The sequence below is a fragment of the Aquifex pyrophilus genome (assembly GCF_054656935.1).
In genome coordinates this window covers 70,494-86,124 of the sequence record NZ_BAAHXJ010000005.1, presented here as the reverse complement: position 1 = coordinate 86,124, position 15,631 = coordinate 70,494, and the positions used below count along the sequence as shown (strand labels likewise).

Below are 15,631 nucleotides of genomic sequence, written 5' to 3'. Positions count from 1 at the left end.
CGGGAGGTGGAAAGATGAGGAAGTATGTAGCTTCCGTACTGCTTGTTCTCGGATTTGTGGGATTTTCCCAGGCGGTTGACCAGGAACTCGTAAAGAAGTATGACAGGATGTTCAGCCAGTTTACTCAGGAAAACCTTGCAAAATCCCCCTGCAGGGTAACGCCAAAGCAGGTCGTTGAGATGATTAAGAAGGGAGAGGATGTTGTTCTCCTCGATATAAGGACTGACGCTGAGGCTTCCATAGTTGGACTCACTTACAAAAACAGCATGCACATACCCATGGACAAGCTCTTCAATCCCGAAAACCTGAAGAAGATACCGAGGGATAAGAAGGTTATCGTTATATGCCACTCAGGGGCAAGGGCGATAGCGGCAACCTTTGCTCTCAGGAGTGCGGGATTTGACAACGTTTACGCACTAAAAGGTGGTATAGCAGGCCTTGCGGACTACGTAACACCCAAAACAACCTTAGGTATAAAGTAATTCTTTTTCCTTTTCCTTTGCCTCTTCTAACCTCTTTAATAGCTCCTTGCAGTTTTCCGCCCTAACGATGTAGGTCTTGAGCTCCCTTGAGTTGGGAACTCCTTTTAGTATCTGAACGATTTGGGATTTAATCTCCGCACAGGCCTTTTCCCTACTCATGTATTCGGTCATCATGGATAGCTCTTCAAGGATAAAATCTATTCTCTCTTTTAAACCTATCTTTAGGTCCCTTTTCTCCTTGAACTCTTTAAATATCCATGGGTTTGAGAGGGCTGCCCTTCCTACCATAACACCGTCGCAATCGGTTTCCTCAAACATAGCTTCAATATCCCTCCAGTTCTTAACGTCCCCGCTCCCGATTATGGGGACGCTTGAGAGTTTTTTTGCTTCCTTTATCCTCTTCCAGTTTGCTTTCCCGCTGAAGCCCTGCTTTGCGGTTCTTGCGTGAATGGCTATGAGGGAAACTCCCCCTTTCTGAAGCTCCTCAACAATTTTCTCAAGCTGGTCCTCTTCAAATCCGAGCCTTATCTTTGCGGATACGGGAATGCCGTAAGGTTTTAAGGCCTCAACGGTTTCCCTTACCACCTCACCCATAAGGGGAGGGCACTTAAGCATATACCCGGCAGCCTTGTTCCTGAGAACCTTAGGAACGGAACACCCGAAATTTATGTCTATAAAGTCGGGCTTAAGCTCCCTTGCCACAATTTCGGAAGCCCTCGCTATCTCTTCGGGATTGCTTCCGAATATCTGGACGTGTATGGGTCTCTCCTCATCGGTGAAATAAGCGTATTTAATGGGAATTCCGTTTCTGAGTATGCCGACCGCACTTATAAGCTCGGTGTAGGTTCTGTCCGCTCCAAGTCTTCTGCAAAGCCTCCTGAAGGCGGAATGGGTGTAAGAGGCCATCGGAGCTAAGATGACCTCTCCCTTCCTGAACCTCATACCTCTTCTTTAATGTATCCCCATAGCTCGTTCATGAACCTTTTAAACTCTTCAAAGTTCTTCTCATCGAGCTTTTTCCTGAGCTCCTCCTCGTTAAAGAGGAGCTCCCCCGTCACGGGGTCGTAGTCTATATACTGGAGGTCCGCCTCATGGAGGTCAAAGATACACATATACTGCTGGGCTTCCTTCTTGAAGTGAACGAACTCCGCCTCGTAGGGCTCCGATACCTTCGTATCCCACTGGTAAGCCCCTCCGTAAGGGTTCAGCCAGAACTGTTCGTTCTCCTCCATGCAGAACTGAGCCCTCTTCACCGATACTATGTCGTAGAAAAGCTCCCCGTCGGGTGTCATAACAGCCCATACCTTCTTGTTCTTTAGCGGATTCAGCAAAAAGGTAGCCATCTGTTCCATCTTTCCACCTCCTTAATCCTTCAGTATTTCTATGAGTCCATTCCTTCCCTTTGCTATTATCTCAAGAACCTTTATTATGTCCTCCTCAAGGATGCTTGAGAGCCTGAGAAGTGCGTCTTTCAGCTCAGTCGTTGATATGCCCTGGGTTCTCGGAAGGTAAACGACCTCGCAGTATTCTTTTAGGTAATCAAACTTTCCCTTCCAGTCATCGCCCATCACGAATACGTCAACGTTATACTTCTTAATGTCCTCTACCTTCTGTTCCCAGTTTCTCTCGGGTATTACGAGGTCAACGTATTTAATTGAGCGGACAATCTCAGCCCTGTGCTCGTAGGGATAAACGGATTTCTTTCCCTTTATCTCGTTAAACTCGTCCGTTGAGACGCCCACTATCAGGTAGTCTCCCAGTGCCTTTGCCCTCTTGAGGAGGTTAAGGTGTCCTATATGGAATAAATCAAAAGTTCCGTAAGTTATAACCACCTTTCCCTTTTTCATTCTTTTGGAATTATAAAACCTAAATTCTAAGGTTCAACTACCACGCAGTGGTGATGGTTTATATACTTTTCTACAGCCCTCCTCACGTCCTCCGCACTCACTGAGTTTATCCTCTCGGGATACTCTTCGTCCATCTTCCAGCCGAATCCCATAACCTCAAAAAATCCCATATACCAGGCCTGCCTTAGCCTCGTCTCGTGGTCAAGGAGGTAATCCCCTATTATCTTCCTCTTCGCAAGCTCAACGTCCTCCTCGTTTACGTTTTTGTCGGATACGGTTTCTATCAAGTCCTTAAGGGCTTCCTCTTTCTTTTCAGGAGAAGTACCTATATACGCAAAAAGCCTGGGTGATGAGTATCTCGTGGGATAAAAGGAGTAAGTCGCATATGCATAGCCCTTTTCCTCCCTCAGCCTCCTGAAGAGCTTTGAGGTCATTCCCTCACCCAGAAGGCTGTTGAAAACCTTAAAGCTGAAGTAATCCTCAGAGTCCTTGGGAGGTGCGTTAAAGGCGCATAAAATCGTAGCCTGTGAGCCCTCCCTCTTTACCCTTAGAATCTCGTCCTCTTTTATTTCCTTATTCTCCTTGTAAAGCTCAAACTCACCTTTAGGTATATCGGAGAAGCTCTCCTCAAGGAGGGGAAGAACATCCTCCTTCTTGAAGTCTCCTACGAGGACTACGACAACGTTTTCCCCCTTCTTTATCTCCTCAAACCTTCTTAGGAGGTCCTCCCTCGTTATGGATTTAAGGTCTTCTTCCTTTCCCAAGGGGGAGTATTCGTAAGGAGTTCCCCTGTAGGTGAGCTTTCTCAGCTCCTCGTATGCGTAAGACATTCCCCTTTCCCTCTTAGACCTTATGGCAACTATCTGATTTCTCTTCTCAATCTCAAGTATCTCCTCCTTAAAGAGGGGCTCCGAGAGTATATCCTTTATGACTTCCAGGCCTTCTTTAAGTCCCTCCACCTTTGTTGAGAAACCTATTTCCGAGAAGTCGTCCTCGGAGGAGGAGTATATATATCCCCCGTAATTTTCAAAGGGTTCCGAAACGGCCGAAGAAGAGGGATACTTTTTAGAACCTTTGAGAAGCATGGTAAAGAGTAGTGCTGTCTCTCCCCTCTTCTTCTCCCCGTGAACGCCTCCTTTGAAAAAGATAACGCCCGAGACTATTCCCTTTCCCTTCGTCTCCTTCAGTATAATTTTCACCCCGTTACCAAGCTTTTTCTCATACACTTCGGAACCTCCGAATAGGGGAAGGAATAAAAAAAGTAAAAGTATTAGGAGCCTCACTTCTTTTCCTCTTTTTCTCCGTTTTTCTCCTTTTCTATCTTCACCTTGTAGCCTTCTTTCCCCGCATAATACCCCGCTGCACCGCCGAGAGCTGCACCAATCATTACCTCGCAGGAGGTTAAAAACAGGCTTAAGGAAGCTATAAGAATAACTAATCTCATAAGAATAAAATTATACCTAACATTAAAGGTAGATGGTTTCCCTCCTGATAGTTGAGGATGACAGAAACCTGAAGAGGTTAATGGAAAAGAAACTGGGCGAAAGATACTCGGTTGATTCCGCGGAGAAGGGAGAGGAAGCGGAAAAGAAGCTAAGGGAAAGGTATTATGACGTTGTTCTTCTTGACATAAGGCTTCCCGATATGGACGGCCTTGAGCTGATAGAGCGCTTTAGCGGTGATGGAACAAAGTTCATAGTAATAACGGGATACGGAGACATAAGAACCGCTATAGAGGCCATAAAAAAGGGGGCTTACGACTTCATTCAGAAGCCCTTTAACTTTGACCTCCTTGAGGTAAGCATAGAAAAGGCTCTCAAAGAGAAAAACCTTGAGGAGGAAAATAAAACCCTGAAGAACTTTCTCTTCGGTGAGGGAAAGGGGGAGTACATACTCGAGACCAGGAATGAGAAGTTTAAGAAAATCCTTGAGCTAATAAAGAAAGCTTCAAGTGTTGACTCCCCCGTTCTGATAAGGGGCGAGACAGGAGTAGGTAAGGAAGTTCTTGCGAGATACCTTCACAGCGTCTCGGAAAGGAGGGATAAACCCTTCATAGTCGTTGACTGCACCTCCATACCCGAACACCTCTTTGAGAGCGAGCTCTTTGGATACGAGAAGGGAGCATTTACGGGGGCGAGCCACAGGAAATTGGGACTCGTTGAGCTTGCAAACGGGGGAACGCTTTTCTTTGACGAGATAGGGGACCTCCCTCCCTCAATACAGCCTAAGCTCCTCAGGTTTGTTGAGACGAGGAGCTTCAGAAGGGTAGGAGGGCTCAAGGACATAAAGGTTGAGGTGAAACTCGTTTTCGCAACCAACAGAAACATAGAGGAACTCATATCCGAGGGAAAGTTCAGGGAGGATTTATACTACAGGATAAACACCATAGAGGTGGAGATACCTCCCCTTAGAGAAAGAAAGGAAGATATACCCCTTCTCGTTGATTTCTTCTTAAGAAGATACGGAAAGAAGATAAGGGAGGAAATCTTGAAGGAGCTTATAAATTACCCCTGGGAGGGGAATGTAAGGGAGCTTAGAAACGTTATAGAGAGAGCCTGCGTTCTCTCTCAGGGGGAGTATATAGACGAGAACGTATGCCTGAAGAGAAAAAGCGTGAGCTGTGTTGAGAAACTCATGGAAAAGCTTCCGAGTCTGGAGGAGCTTGAGCTTATGTATATATCCTTTCTCTACAAGAGATTTGAGGGGGACGTTAACAAGATAGCGGAGGTTCTCGGTTGTAGCAGGAGGACCGTTTTCAGGAAGCTAAAGGCTTTAAGGGAGAGGAATGTGAACCTCAAAAATGCTACCCTTTCCCTCTGAGCTGTTAACCTTTATATACCCCCCGTAGTCTTTAACTATCTCGTTAACTATTGCAAGTCCGAGCCCGCTCCCTTCTCTTTTATTCTTCCCCTGATAAAAGGGTATGAATATCTTGTCCATATCTTCGGGAGGGATACCTTCTCCGTAATCCCTCACAATTAGAACAAGTTCATTCTCGTATCCTTTCAGTTCAACCTCAACCTTTTGCCCCTCAGGGCTTACCTGAATTGCGTTAAGAACGAGGTTCAGGATAACGTGTCTTATATCCGACTCATCACCGAGCATGTAAAGGCTATCAAGGCGTGTCTCAATCTTTACCTTTCTTTCCTTTGCGTAAACCTTTAAGAGCTCAACGACATCCTCAACCGCTTTTTTTAGGTCAACGAGGTCCGAGCCCTGTCTCTTCCTCGCAAAGAGGAGCAGTTTATCTATAGTATCTTTGCAGGTTTTTACCGCGTTCCTTATGGTTTCGGTCTCTTCAGTTTTCCCGAGTTTCCTTTCAAGCTCGTCAAGGGCGAGGTTTATCGTTGCGAGGGGTGTGTTAATCTGGTGGGCTATACCAAGGGCAAGGAAACCTATTGAGCTGAGCTTCTGGGAAAGGCTGAATAGATAAAACTTCTCCTTGTCGTTTTTAATGTTCTTTATTATCTGGAGTATCCTCTCTCCCTTGTTTATGGGGAAGGCACATATCTCAACGGGTGTTTCCCTGTTGTCGTGGGTGTAGTGGGTGTGTATCACGTTAACCGCCCCCTTCCTCTTCTCTATCTCCTTTAAGGGACAGGGATGACACTCACCCTCGCAGGGGCTTTCCCTCTTGTGAGATATGAGATAACAGGGCTTTCCTATAACTTCCTCTTTGCTCCCGTATCCGTTTTCCTTTATATACCTCTCGTTTGCGTAAACTATCCTGTAGTTCCTGTCTATAATAACAACCTGTTCTTCAATCTCTTCAAAGATGGAAAACTCCTCCATACTGAAAAGATACTCCCCTTTTGGTGTCATAGGTGTCACTAAGGTGTGCCAATTTTGACACTCCCAGAAAGTATTTTTGTTGAAAAGTAAGGAGTTTCTTTTGGCACGGAAATTGCAAATAAAAAGGAAAAGTTAGGGAGGTAATGGTATGGGTGTGAACAGGAGAGATATGTTTAAGCTTGCGGGGTTGGGAGTAGTTCTTGGAGCTACTTCTTTTCCCGGCATAGCATGTGCAGCTACTACCGCAAATAGATTGCTTCCCCCTTCAAAGGGTAAGAGGGTTGTAATAGTCGGCGGGGGATGGGCTGGGGTTACCGCTGCTAAGTATTTAAAGAAGGAAATACCCAGTGTTGATGTTGTTCTTATAGAACAGCGTAAGATGTTTATGTCCTGCCCCATAAGTAACGTCTGGCTGGGTGGGCTCGTAGATTTAGAGTTCCTCATTCACGATTTCTTAACACCCGCAGCGAAATACGGATATACCTTCATAAACGCAACCGTTACAGATATAGACAGGGATAAAAGGAGGGTTTACACCGAGGACGGATACGTTGAGTACGACTACTTAATACTTGCTCCGGGAATAAGGTATAACTACGATGCGTGGTTTGACGGCGATAAAGACATGGCGAGGTATACTCAAACCCACTTTCCTTCCGCATTTATACCCGGTTCGGAACACTTAAGACTAAAGAAGAAGGTTGAAAACTTTGAGGGTGGAACCTTTGTTCTCGTAGTTCCCCCACCGCCCCACAGATGTCCGCCTGCACCTTACGAGAGAGCTGCGATGATTGCCCACGTCTTTAAGCAGAACGAGGTTGACGGCAAAATTATAATCCTTGACCCTAAAGGAAAGATAGCTCCCAAAGGGCCCGGTTTCAGAATGGCTTACGAACAGCTATACCTGGGTATGGTTGAATACGTTCCAAACGCAAAGATAAAGGAAGTTGACCCCGTCAAGAAAGTAATAAAGACGACCGCAGGGGACTTTAAGTTTGACGATGCGAACCTTAACCCTCCTCACCAAGCCGCGGATATAGCCTGGAAGGCAGGACTGGTTAACCCGAAAACGGGATGGTGTGAGGTTGACCCGGTAACGCTTCAATCTAAAGTTGACCCGAGGGTGTTCATACCGGGAGATGCGAATTCCGTAAAAGGCTTTCCAAAGAGCGGAGACATGGCTAACAACCAAACTAAGTATATGCTTGTAAAGGCCATAAAGGCCATGATTGAAGGAAAGGACCCCCTGGAATACGTTAAAGCTCCTACGAACACCTGTTACTCAATGGTAAACGGAGCCCCCAAAGAGGCTATAGTCATAAACGTTATTTACGAGATAGATAAAAACAAGAGAATGCCCGTTAAGAAGAAGGTAAACGTTGAAAACGAACGTTCCACTGCCCTTGCACGTGCAACCTTTGAATGGGCAAAGGCTATGTACAGGGATATGTTCTCGTGAGGTGAAAAATGGACAGAAGGGGTTTTATAAGAACCTGCGGGTCAGCTGCTGCCCTCTCCTTCTTGTCTCCTCTCTTTTTAACCGAAACCCTGAAAGCCCAGACGAATAAACTTAAGAAGTATAAAAAAGCAATCTTACTTAATAAGAGCGGAAATCCTTTGAACCCCGAAAAGCTTGAGGTCGGGAGACAGTATCTATTTTTTTACCCCTACAGGGCTACACCCGCTTTCTTAATAAACCTTGGTGAGGAAGTAAAACCCGTAGAGGTTAAGCTCTCCGATGGAAGTTCATACCTCTGGCCGGGAGGTGTGGGACCTAAGAAAAGCATAATAGCCTTCTGTGCCATATGCCCACACCAGCTCAGCTTCCCCACGCCCGAATACTCATTCATAAACTACTACCCGAAGGACAAGCCCTCAAAGGCCGCAAAGAGGGGAAACGTAATACAGTGCTGTGCTCATATGTCAATCTTTGACCCGACAAAGGGAGGAGTTGTTCTGGATGGACCATCGGAGTACCCGCTCCTGACCATAGTTCTCTCCTACGAAGGGGGAAAGCTGTACGCTGTTGGAACTCTCGGCGTTGAGAGGTTCAGTGATTTTTTTGATGCTTTTCGTTCGGACCTCAAGAAGATGTATAAATCCTTCAGGAAGGCCAAGAAGAAAGTTGATAAATCGGTAGTTCTTCCCGTGGAGGAGTATGTAAATGAGGTCATCTACTGTTAGCAGAAGGGACTTAATTCTTGCGGGAGGTCTTGGACTTCTCGCGGTAAGCGTTCCGAGGGGTTTTGTTCTCGGTGAGCCTAAGGGAAACAGGGTTGTGGTAGTTGGGGGAGGATACGGGGGTGTCACGACCGCAAAGTACGTTAAGAAGCTTTCCCCGGAGGCTGAGGTTGTTCTCATAGAGAAGAACCCCCTCTTTGTATCCTGTCCACTCAGCAACCATTATCTTGCAGGACTCATAGACTACGGAACGCTCTGTTTTCCTTACAACACCTTGGTTGTTAAATACGGGGTTAAGTTCATAAACGATGAGGTGATAGATATAGACCTCTCAAAAAGGGAGGTGGTAACGGGGAGCGGAAAGATAAAGTATGACTACCTCGTTCTATCCCTCGGTATAGAGTATGACTACGAAGAGAATCCCGCATTTAAGGAGGTTTACTGGAGCTATCCACCTGCATTTAGGCCCGGAAGCGAACACCTATACCTCAGGAGAATGCTTGAAAGCTTTGAAGGGGATAAGTTCGTTATAACCGTCCCAAAGATGCCTTTCCGTTGTCCGCCTGCACCTTATGAGAGAGCAGCGATGCTCCTTTCATACGCAAGGAAAGAGGGGCTGAAGATTCACCTCTACTTTATAGACGAGAACGCCTACCCTCCCGTTATGACGAAGGGATTCCTCAAGGCTTACGAGGACTTTTACAAGAATGAGGCAACATATCTGACCGAGACTAAGGTTCTTGAGATAGACCCGAAGAAAAAGGTTGTGAAGACGAACAGGGGTAACGTGAAGTTTGACATGGCTAACTTCATACCTCCCATGAGGGCTCCAAAACTCCTTGAGAAGATAGGGCTTATCCAGAAAGGGAGAAAGTGGGTTATCGTGGACCCCATGACCTACGAGACAAGCGTGAAAAACGTCTTCGTAATAGGGGATAGCTGTGAGACCTACCTTCCGAAAAGCGGATACGCGGCACACTCGGAGGGAAAGGTCGTTGCAAAGATTATATCCTCAAGGATAAAAGGGAAGGAGTGGGAAGGTGAGATAATCCAGCACGGCATATGCTACGCGATGGTTAACCTAAAACAAGCTATAATGATGGAGGTTGAGTATAAATACGACCTCAAGACGAAGAAGGTTAAAAAAGTCGTTTACGAGGACAACGTCTGGAAGGTCTCAACCGCAAAGAGGTATTACGAGTGGGCAAGGGGACTCTGGAGGGATATGTTCACCTGAAGCATTTTACACTTTCTTCTACGTTCAATAAAACAACGAATATATCGTTCTCCATAGATTTCTTAAAGCTTTTTAAAAGTTCCCTTTCCCTTTTGAACAACCTTTTCACAATGTCCTTATCCGATTTTTTATTAAAAACAATCCAGTTTGTAAACAAACTCGGATTAGATAAAACGGTATAAAACTCATTTCTGTAGGGAAGAATGAATTTCTTTATATCCTTGCTGAAATAAACAACCGGGAAACTATCCGCATCATCCATAAGAACACACCTGTTATCCACATCCAGTAAGCTTGCAACCTCCATATAAGGAACAAGGTTTCTCTCCGATTTCTCAAAGAGAAGAATTTTTGCAAAATTTTTCTCATAAAAGTTAGGAGAGTATTTGGGGGCAAAAACTAAAGAGAGGAAATTAATTAAAACCAGGAGAATAATTTTCCTATCAAGTCTCATAAGGTCGTTAAAGAATAGGAAAAAAAGTAAAAATAAAACTGAGTTCACCAAAAATCCATCAATTAAGTTCCACTTTATAGAAATTAATTGAAAAATTATCGGTATGAAATAAAGGAAATATACGGGTAATGAATACAAATCCCTAAAGTTTTTGAGATAAAGGAAACCGGCAAAGTAAATAAGCCCCGACAGTGTATTTAGTGTCACAAAAATCAAGAGTTTCCCGCCACCATCCAGCGGAGCTAAGGTTTTGAAGTAAGAGTAGGGCGATTCCACAAAATGGAAGGGATTTCCAGTAAATACCCAGTTCAGGTAAATCCACATAAGCAGAAAAGCTATAACAGGTGTCAGATAAACTACGAGAACAGATTTAACAATTTCCCAATCTTTTAACCTCCTGTAGAAAAAGAAAGTAGATAAGAGAAAGAAGGGTAGTAAAAGTATCACACGAAAATCGGTGAAGAAGGATAATCCTAAAAGCAGACCTGAAATAAAAAGGTAAACGGATAACCTCTTTATGAAATAAGAAACGAGCATTCGTGTTGATAAAGTTATTAGGAAAAAGGATACGTATAAATCTGGCCTTTGAGTAGCTATATAAATAAGAAGAGGGGAAAAGAAAAGTAATGTAAAAAGGGATGAAATACTTTGTCTTGCGGTAAACATAAAGATTAACAAACTTACAACCGCGGATAATGTTGATACAGACAGAGGTACATCTCTGAACACCAAAAAAGGCGTGAATACGAGGGGAGGATAAACAAAACCTATATACTCCAATCTCGGACTTACACCTTCCAGTGCTATTCTTGCTTTTTCCGCAAAGAAAATAGGTTTTAAGTGAAAGAAATCCTTATCTTCTAGAATAAATACACTTATCCAGTAATAGATTGAGAAAAAAATAAAGAAGATTCCGATGTAATATACAACCTCCCCGAACCTCTTCAAGCCTTATCCTCCATTGGTTTATACCTCGTTATCCCGTGTTGCGTTTTTTGCCAGTAAAATGGTCTTGTAAATAGTTCATAAAGGGCAAAGTAAGCGGCAACAGAGTGAAGTATCCAGTAAAATGGATTAAGAAAAGCGTAAGGCAGTAGTTCGTAATACTTTCTTTTAAAGACCGCAAGCATATTGAGGTAAATACCTATGAAGTTTCCAAAAAGAAAGTTAAATAAACTTATGTAAAGTATAGGTGGAGGGAATAAAGGCTCTATAAGCTTAGTCTTCGTAAGAACCCATACGATAAAAATTGCCCACATTACTGGATTAACGAGGAAAACGAAGGGTGTTCCACCTATAAGGAGGTGGAAAGCTATAAAGCCCCTCAGTCCTACCATTTTGTAAAGTCTTCTCGTATTCCTTGCGTAAACTAACCACGTCTGCATATAACCTTTAATCCATCTTGAACGCTGTCTTATCCAGTTCCAGAGCTTAGAGTTCGCCTCTTCGTAAGTGGTAGAGTTTATCACGCCAACCTTATAACCTCTTGCAAAAGCCCTCACACCTAAGTCCGCATCTTCCGTAGTGTTGAACGGGTCCCAACCCCCTATCTCTTCAAGCTTCTTCCTATCAAAATGATTACTCGTTCCCCCAAGGGGAATGGGAAGGTTAAGCTTAAACAGCCCAGGAAGTAGGTAATCAAACCAGTAGGAGTACTCAAGGGTGAACATCTTCGTTAAAAAGTTCTCATCTCTGTTGAAATAGTTAAGTTGTGCTTGGAAACATATGTATTTATCCCCGCCTTTTTTAAAGGCTATTACCGCCTTCTTTAACTGGTCAGGTTCGGGAATATCCTCTGCGTCGTAAATGGTTAAGTATTCTCCCCTTGCAAAGAAAAGGCCGTAATTGCACGCCTTAGGCTTAGTTTTCGGTTGACTGCTCGGGACTATTATAAAGCGCCAGTTTGCCGGAGGACGCTCTTTCTTTGCAGCTTCAAGTGTCTCCTTATCATCCTCCTCAAGTAATAGAAGAATATCGAGCTTGTTCTGGGGATAATCGAGCTTTTTTAGGCTTTTTATTAACGTACCTATTACCTCCGGTTCCTTATAAACTGGGATAAGAATGGTGTAAACGGGTAGATTTCTTTCTTCTAAGGCTTTTACCTCCTCCTCGGATACGTATTCCTCCATCTCAGTCATAGCACCTGCTATGCTTATTATGAACTTAAAAAGGATGGAAACTAAGTAAAATATTTGAACAAATCCCAAAATAAATATGAAATAAGTAACGGGACTATAGTATAACCAGACCAGGGAAAGGAAGATTAAGAACCCCAGCAGGATAACCTGTCCCTTTGAAAATACACGTGATGCGGAAAACTGAGGAGTCATGTAAAACAAGCCGTGAACAGCCCTATCAATAAATCTATCCTTAAAAGCCCACTCCAGGATTCTTATTAGGTCTAAATCTGTTACAAGTTTAACTACCGCTTTCTTACCCTTGAAATACTTTTCAATAAAATCCTCAAGTTTTTTTGAACAGGGATAGGATGTGTATATATATACGGTTTCCCCTTCTATTTTCGCCGGGATACTTTCGTAGTTTGCAAGTTCTTCCGGGTCAAAAGATTTCAATAAGTCAAGGTCTATACTCTTCTTCAGCTTTTCTAAATCCGTAACAAGCTCAAGGTCGCAGTGTTCCGCAAGGGATTTGTAAAAATCCAAACGATTAACGTAACCGAGAGTAGCAAGAATCCATCCTATTCTTCCGCCGAACTTGTTCTGATACTCAAGGGCTTCCTTTAACTGTTCTTCCGTTATTAACTTCTTTTCTAAAAGAACTTCTCCAATCTTCTTCATTCTTCTCTTTTTAGAAAGATTTCCATAAACCGATGTAGTAGCCCGTCCCATCACCCGTCTTTCTACCGAAAATTACCCTCTGAAAGCCCACGTTTATAGAAAATGTTCCAAAACGAAGTCTCGGACCTGCGTAAATCTGTATAAGCTTATAGTCGGGCTCTAGGGTTATATTTTTCCCTACCCTTTTCTTGTCTCCATCTCCGAGTCCTATTTGTGCATCAAGGAGGAAAATTATTTGAAGTTCCCGAAGGACATCGTAGCCTCCAAGGATGTAGGCCCTTACCTGACTTGAGGGATATCCGAAGTAATATCTATATCCTATTCCGCTGTCCACAAATCCCCAACTAAAACCCCTTCCGTATAAAATTCCCCCTTCCAGGCCAACCCTTCCGTATCCGAGCCTCAGGTCATCCTTTATTGAGTATCCGGTGGGTATAATCGCAACGCCGTATAAAGATAGGGAACCTCTTTCACTTTTTAGGTTCCTTATAAATCCAAGCTCCAAGTCAGCCACACCTGTTGTTTTTGAAGAACCGCACTCAAGTTCCTGGTAAGGGAGCTTAAAGGTTAAAGTAGTCTTAGGAGTAAGTCCGTACTCACCGTATAACTCCAGCTCTCTTTTCTTGAACGTACAGCCAATAGGTTTTTTATCACCGTCTTCGTCAAAGTATTTATCCGCGGTGTAATACCTTCCCGTTATAGCGGTAAACAGTTCTCCCTTTTCCCTCACCCACGAGCTTCCAAAGGTTAAAGAAAAGACCATTAATAATACAAAGATTATCATCCTTCCCTCCTTGTTAATTTTGTGTAAACGTAACGCAGGAAAATAAGAGAAATCAATCCTATCAGGATAAGTACTATTAGCTTGTACTTGTTCCAGTAATAGGCTATTCCTTTTTCGAGTTCGTAACTCACTTTTAGCTTATCACCTATAGAAAAGGCCAGTTCATATTCCGCTGTGAGTATTCCAACATTTGCAAATAGCTTGTACAGACTCTCAAAGGAAAACCTTCCAAGTACTCTATTGCAAGAGCCATTACAAACAATATTTAAAAGAGGTATGTTTTTATAGCTTCCCGTTTGAATAAGTATAAAATCATTCTCATAGGAAGATGAGAATATTAGATTTCCCGTTAGTGGGTCGTAAATTCTAAACTCTCCTTTCTCAGTTGAAACGGGCAGTTCAGCTCTTGCTTTTCCGAAAAATACTATAAAATCGTAATCCTTTATAGGTTCTACTACTTTCTTCGTAACGTCAACCCTTTCCACATTTTTGTTTCTCTTTCCCAATTCGGATAAAAACTTTACAAGAAATGGGTCGTATAAATCGTTATCTGTGACAAAAAGCACCCTACCGCTCAGAAGTTTTATAAAATCCGATACGTTACTTACCTCCCTACTTATACCTTCCCAATAAATGTAAGAATCCGCAAACAATGTAAGTTCATCTCTCGGTACGTTGCCGTAGCATTCATCGGAGCTTATAAAGTCGTTAAGGATTATGCTTACCGTATTATCCCCGAAAATGGTTCCATAAAGGGGAATATCGTAAGATTTTTCCCCAGCCCCCCTTACTTCAAAGCTGTTTATCATCCTACCGTTTACGTATACGTTTACGCTTGCGTTCTTTTCAACGGGGGTATGAGCTATATGCAATCTTAACCTGGGTTTTTTTGGAATACCTTTTACATAGGTGTAATTAAATGTAAAAGTTAAAGGAACGTAACCTATTCCCGAAGCCGTGAATGTTTCGTACCCCATATCTTTGAGTGTTAAAAGCTCCCTTTCTTCTTTCTTTGTATAGCTTTTTACCATTCTTAGCTTAACTTTTTTGCCTACGTTAAGCAAAGGAAAGTATCCTTCCTTAAGGCTATTTATAAATTCATCCGATACATAAAGCTTATTTTCATCTCTAATAATTCCTTTTGCCTTCTGGTCGTATACAAGTATGAATCCCTCTTTGCCGTTGAAAATTATTTTGGGAGAAAGATTAACGTATTTGGACAGGTAAAAAGCGAGGGAGTAAAAATCTTTGTTTTGGGATGCTTTTATGGAATAAACGGGGTTGTAATTGTGAAATGCATTGTAAAGTTCGCCCCTATCTTCGTACTTTACGTATAGCTTGCTCTCATCTTCTACGATTAGATAAACACGGTTTTCGTAAATATCCTCACATATGGTTTTAGCGTGTCTCAGGTAGCCTTTTACACCTATCTCTATAAAGTCCCTGTCTGTCTTTTCAGGAAGTTTTAGGTTCACAGGATAAGGAAGCGTTGAGGGAGAAAATCTTCTTATTGGTTTTCCGTTTAAAGTTATTTCTACATAGGAATTTTCTGAAAGTTCTGGTGAGAGCCTTAAATATAGCTCTACGTTTCCGCCTTTATAACCGTCGTAAACGGGAATGTAAAAGTAATACGACGGGTAAACTCCCCTTAGTATCACATCATCTGTTAGAAAGCCTATATCCTTAAAGCTTCTTACAATAACTTCTTCTTCCTTAACCGCTGTTCCTCTTTCTTCCTTTTTATTCTCACGAATTAGGACAATTCTTTCTTTGTTAAACTTGCATTTTCTCACAAACGCGGTTGGAAAAATCCTTCTCACTTCTCTTAAGGCGTGTAAGGCTTTTTTTTTATCCTCATAGAGCCCAACCCTTAAAACGTAAAATCTTCCTATTTTCTCTACCCTCGCCAGAGGAAAATCCTTAACTTTTTCAAACTCCCTCTTTGCCTCTTCAAGATTTCCGAGTGTAGAAAGCTGGATACAGTACTTATCTACTGAATATGCAAAGGTAAAAAGTAAGAGTATAAGTATGAGATACATCCTACCCCCACTTCCCA

At 43.0% G+C, this 15,631-nt stretch carries 15 protein-coding genes; 5 read left to right on the top strand and 10 right to left on the bottom strand.

Annotated elements, in window-relative coordinates:
• The first annotated feature begins 14 nt into the window (after nucleotides 1-14).
• Nucleotides 15-482 carry a rhodanese-like domain-containing protein gene (locus ACYQZ0_RS04040; protein ID WP_459775319.1) on the top strand — a complete coding sequence of 156 codons (468 nt, stop codon included), beginning with the start codon at nucleotides 15-17 and terminating at the stop codon, nucleotides 480-482.
• Here ACYQZ0_RS04040 and ACYQZ0_RS04035 read toward each other — a convergent pair.
• From ACYQZ0_RS04035 to ACYQZ0_RS04015, 5 genes are read right to left on the bottom strand one after another with little or no spacing between them, the layout of a single operon-like run.
• The gene (locus ACYQZ0_RS04035; protein ID WP_459775318.1) at nucleotides 468-1,424 is read right to left on the bottom strand and encodes a tRNA dihydrouridine synthase; all 957 of its coding nucleotides are present in this window, start codon (nucleotides 1,422-1,424) and stop codon (nucleotides 468-470) included. The two genes, ACYQZ0_RS04040 and ACYQZ0_RS04035, sit on opposite strands and share 15 nt — an antisense overlap.
• Nucleotides 1,421-1,825: a hypothetical protein gene (locus tag ACYQZ0_RS04030; RefSeq protein WP_459775317.1), complete on the bottom strand. Its 405-nt coding sequence runs from the start codon at nucleotides 1,823-1,825 to the stop codon at nucleotides 1,421-1,423. The genes ACYQZ0_RS04035 and ACYQZ0_RS04030 overlap by 4 nt, the downstream gene beginning before the upstream one ends.
• A 21-nt stretch (nucleotides 1,826-1,846) precedes the next feature.
• Nucleotides 1,847-2,329, bottom strand: coding sequence for a glycerol-3-phosphate cytidylyltransferase (gene tagD / locus ACYQZ0_RS04025; RefSeq protein WP_459775316.1), 483 nt, complete (start codon nucleotides 2,327-2,329; stop codon nucleotides 1,847-1,849).
• A 26-nt stretch (nucleotides 2,330-2,355) separates the two neighbouring features.
• A complete protein-coding gene (locus ACYQZ0_RS04020) occupies nucleotides 2,356-3,612 on the bottom strand; it encodes a M16 family metallopeptidase (protein ID WP_459775315.1) in 1,257 nt (418 codons plus the stop codon).
• Entirely contained in the window at nucleotides 3,609-3,773 is a 165-nt protein-coding gene (locus tag ACYQZ0_RS04015; protein WP_459775314.1) for a hypothetical protein, read from the bottom strand. The genes ACYQZ0_RS04020 and ACYQZ0_RS04015 overlap by 4 nt, the downstream gene beginning before the upstream one ends.
• Before the next feature lie 32 nt (nucleotides 3,774-3,805).
• Here ACYQZ0_RS04015 and ACYQZ0_RS04010 point away from each other — a divergent pair, with 32 nt between their 5' ends.
• Entirely contained in the window at nucleotides 3,806-5,149 is a 1,344-nt protein-coding gene (locus ACYQZ0_RS04010; RefSeq protein WP_459775313.1) for a sigma-54-dependent transcriptional regulator, read from the top strand.
• Here ACYQZ0_RS04010 and ACYQZ0_RS04005 read toward each other — a convergent pair.
• Nucleotides 5,102-6,151, bottom strand: a complete 1,050-nt coding sequence (locus tag ACYQZ0_RS04005) for a two-component system sensor histidine kinase NtrB (protein ID WP_459775312.1) — start codon at nucleotides 6,149-6,151, stop codon at nucleotides 5,102-5,104. The genes ACYQZ0_RS04010 and ACYQZ0_RS04005 overlap by 48 nt on opposite strands.
• A 118-nt stretch (nucleotides 6,152-6,269) precedes the next feature.
• Here ACYQZ0_RS04005 and ACYQZ0_RS04000 point away from each other — a divergent pair, with 118 nt between their 5' ends.
• The 3 genes from ACYQZ0_RS04000 to ACYQZ0_RS03990 are packed head-to-tail and all read left to right on the top strand — an operon-like array spanning nucleotide 6,270 to nucleotide 9,539.
• On the top strand, nucleotides 6,270-7,580 hold the full coding sequence (locus ACYQZ0_RS04000; RefSeq protein WP_459775311.1) for an FAD-dependent oxidoreductase: 1,311 nt from the start codon (nucleotides 6,270-6,272) through the stop codon (nucleotides 7,578-7,580).
• An 8-nt stretch (nucleotides 7,581-7,588) separates the two neighbouring features.
• The gene (locus tag ACYQZ0_RS03995) at nucleotides 7,589-8,305 is read left to right on the top strand and encodes a Rieske 2Fe-2S domain-containing protein (protein ID WP_459775310.1); all 717 of its coding nucleotides are present in this window, start codon (nucleotides 7,589-7,591) and stop codon (nucleotides 8,303-8,305) included.
• On the top strand, nucleotides 8,286-9,539 hold the full coding sequence (locus ACYQZ0_RS03990) for an NAD(P)/FAD-dependent oxidoreductase (protein ID WP_459775309.1): 1,254 nt from the start codon (nucleotides 8,286-8,288) through the stop codon (nucleotides 9,537-9,539). Before ACYQZ0_RS03995 ends, ACYQZ0_RS03990 begins: the two co-directional genes overlap by 20 nt.
• On the opposite strand, the gene ACYQZ0_RS03985 is transcribed toward ACYQZ0_RS03990, so the two are convergent.
• Genes ACYQZ0_RS03985 through ACYQZ0_RS03970 form a run of 4 tightly spaced genes read right to left on the bottom strand, consistent with a single transcriptional unit; the run spans nucleotide 9,532 to nucleotide 15,614 of the window.
• A complete protein-coding gene (locus ACYQZ0_RS03985) occupies nucleotides 9,532-10,941 on the bottom strand; it encodes a hypothetical protein (RefSeq protein WP_459775308.1) in 1,410 nt (469 codons plus the stop codon). The two genes, ACYQZ0_RS03990 and ACYQZ0_RS03985, sit on opposite strands and share 8 nt — an antisense overlap.
• On the bottom strand, nucleotides 10,938-12,791 hold the full coding sequence (locus ACYQZ0_RS03980) for a glycosyltransferase family 2 protein (RefSeq protein WP_459775307.1): 1,854 nt from the start codon (nucleotides 12,789-12,791) through the stop codon (nucleotides 10,938-10,940). Before ACYQZ0_RS03980 ends, ACYQZ0_RS03985 begins: the two co-directional genes overlap by 4 nt.
• Before the next feature lie 10 nt (nucleotides 12,792-12,801).
• The gene (locus ACYQZ0_RS03975; protein ID WP_459775306.1) at nucleotides 12,802-13,575 is read right to left on the bottom strand and encodes a hypothetical protein; all 774 of its coding nucleotides are present in this window, start codon (nucleotides 13,573-13,575) and stop codon (nucleotides 12,802-12,804) included.
• Entirely contained in the window at nucleotides 13,572-15,614 is a 2,043-nt protein-coding gene (locus ACYQZ0_RS03970) for an SPOR domain-containing protein (protein WP_459775305.1), read from the bottom strand. The genes ACYQZ0_RS03975 and ACYQZ0_RS03970 overlap by 4 nt, the downstream gene beginning before the upstream one ends.
• Between the last annotated feature and the right edge of the window lie 17 nt (nucleotides 15,615-15,631).

Excerpts from the sequence above, each read along its gene's own strand:
- ACYQZ0_RS04005 (WP_459775312.1), bottom strand. The coding sequence starts at position 6,151 with ATGACACCAAAAGGGGAGTATCTTTTCAGTATGGAGGAGTTTTCCATC.
- tagD (WP_459775316.1), bottom strand. The coding sequence starts at position 2,329 with ATGAAAAAGGGAAAGGTGGTTATAACTTACGGAACTTTTGATTTATTC.
- ACYQZ0_RS03975 (WP_459775306.1), bottom strand. The coding sequence starts at position 13,575 with ATGATAATCTTTGTATTATTAATGGTCTTTTCTTTAACCTTTGGAAGC.
- ACYQZ0_RS03995 (WP_459775310.1), top strand. The coding sequence starts at position 7,589 with ATGGACAGAAGGGGTTTTATAAGAACCTGCGGGTCAGCTGCTGCCCTC.
- ACYQZ0_RS04030 (WP_459775317.1), bottom strand. The coding sequence starts at position 1,825 with ATGGCTACCTTTTTGCTGAATCCGCTAAAGAACAAGAAGGTATGGGCT.
- ACYQZ0_RS04000 (WP_459775311.1), top strand. The coding sequence starts at position 6,270 with ATGGGTGTGAACAGGAGAGATATGTTTAAGCTTGCGGGGTTGGGAGTA.
- ACYQZ0_RS03970 (WP_459775305.1), bottom strand. The coding sequence starts at position 15,614 with ATGTATCTCATACTTATACTCTTACTTTTTACCTTTGCATATTCAGTA.
- ACYQZ0_RS04015 (WP_459775314.1), bottom strand. The coding sequence starts at position 3,773 with ATGAGATTAGTTATTCTTATAGCTTCCTTAAGCCTGTTTTTAACCTCC.
- ACYQZ0_RS04035 (WP_459775318.1), bottom strand. The coding sequence starts at position 1,424 with ATGAGGTTCAGGAAGGGAGAGGTCATCTTAGCTCCGATGGCCTCTTAC.
- ACYQZ0_RS03990 (WP_459775309.1), top strand. The coding sequence starts at position 8,286 with ATGAGGTCATCTACTGTTAGCAGAAGGGACTTAATTCTTGCGGGAGGT.
- ACYQZ0_RS04010 (WP_459775313.1), top strand. The coding sequence starts at position 3,806 with ATGGTTTCCCTCCTGATAGTTGAGGATGACAGAAACCTGAAGAGGTTA.
- ACYQZ0_RS03980 (WP_459775307.1), bottom strand. The coding sequence starts at position 12,791 with ATGAAGAAGATTGGAGAAGTTCTTTTAGAAAAGAAGTTAATAACGGAA.
- ACYQZ0_RS04040 (WP_459775319.1), top strand. The coding sequence starts at position 15 with ATGAGGAAGTATGTAGCTTCCGTACTGCTTGTTCTCGGATTTGTGGGA.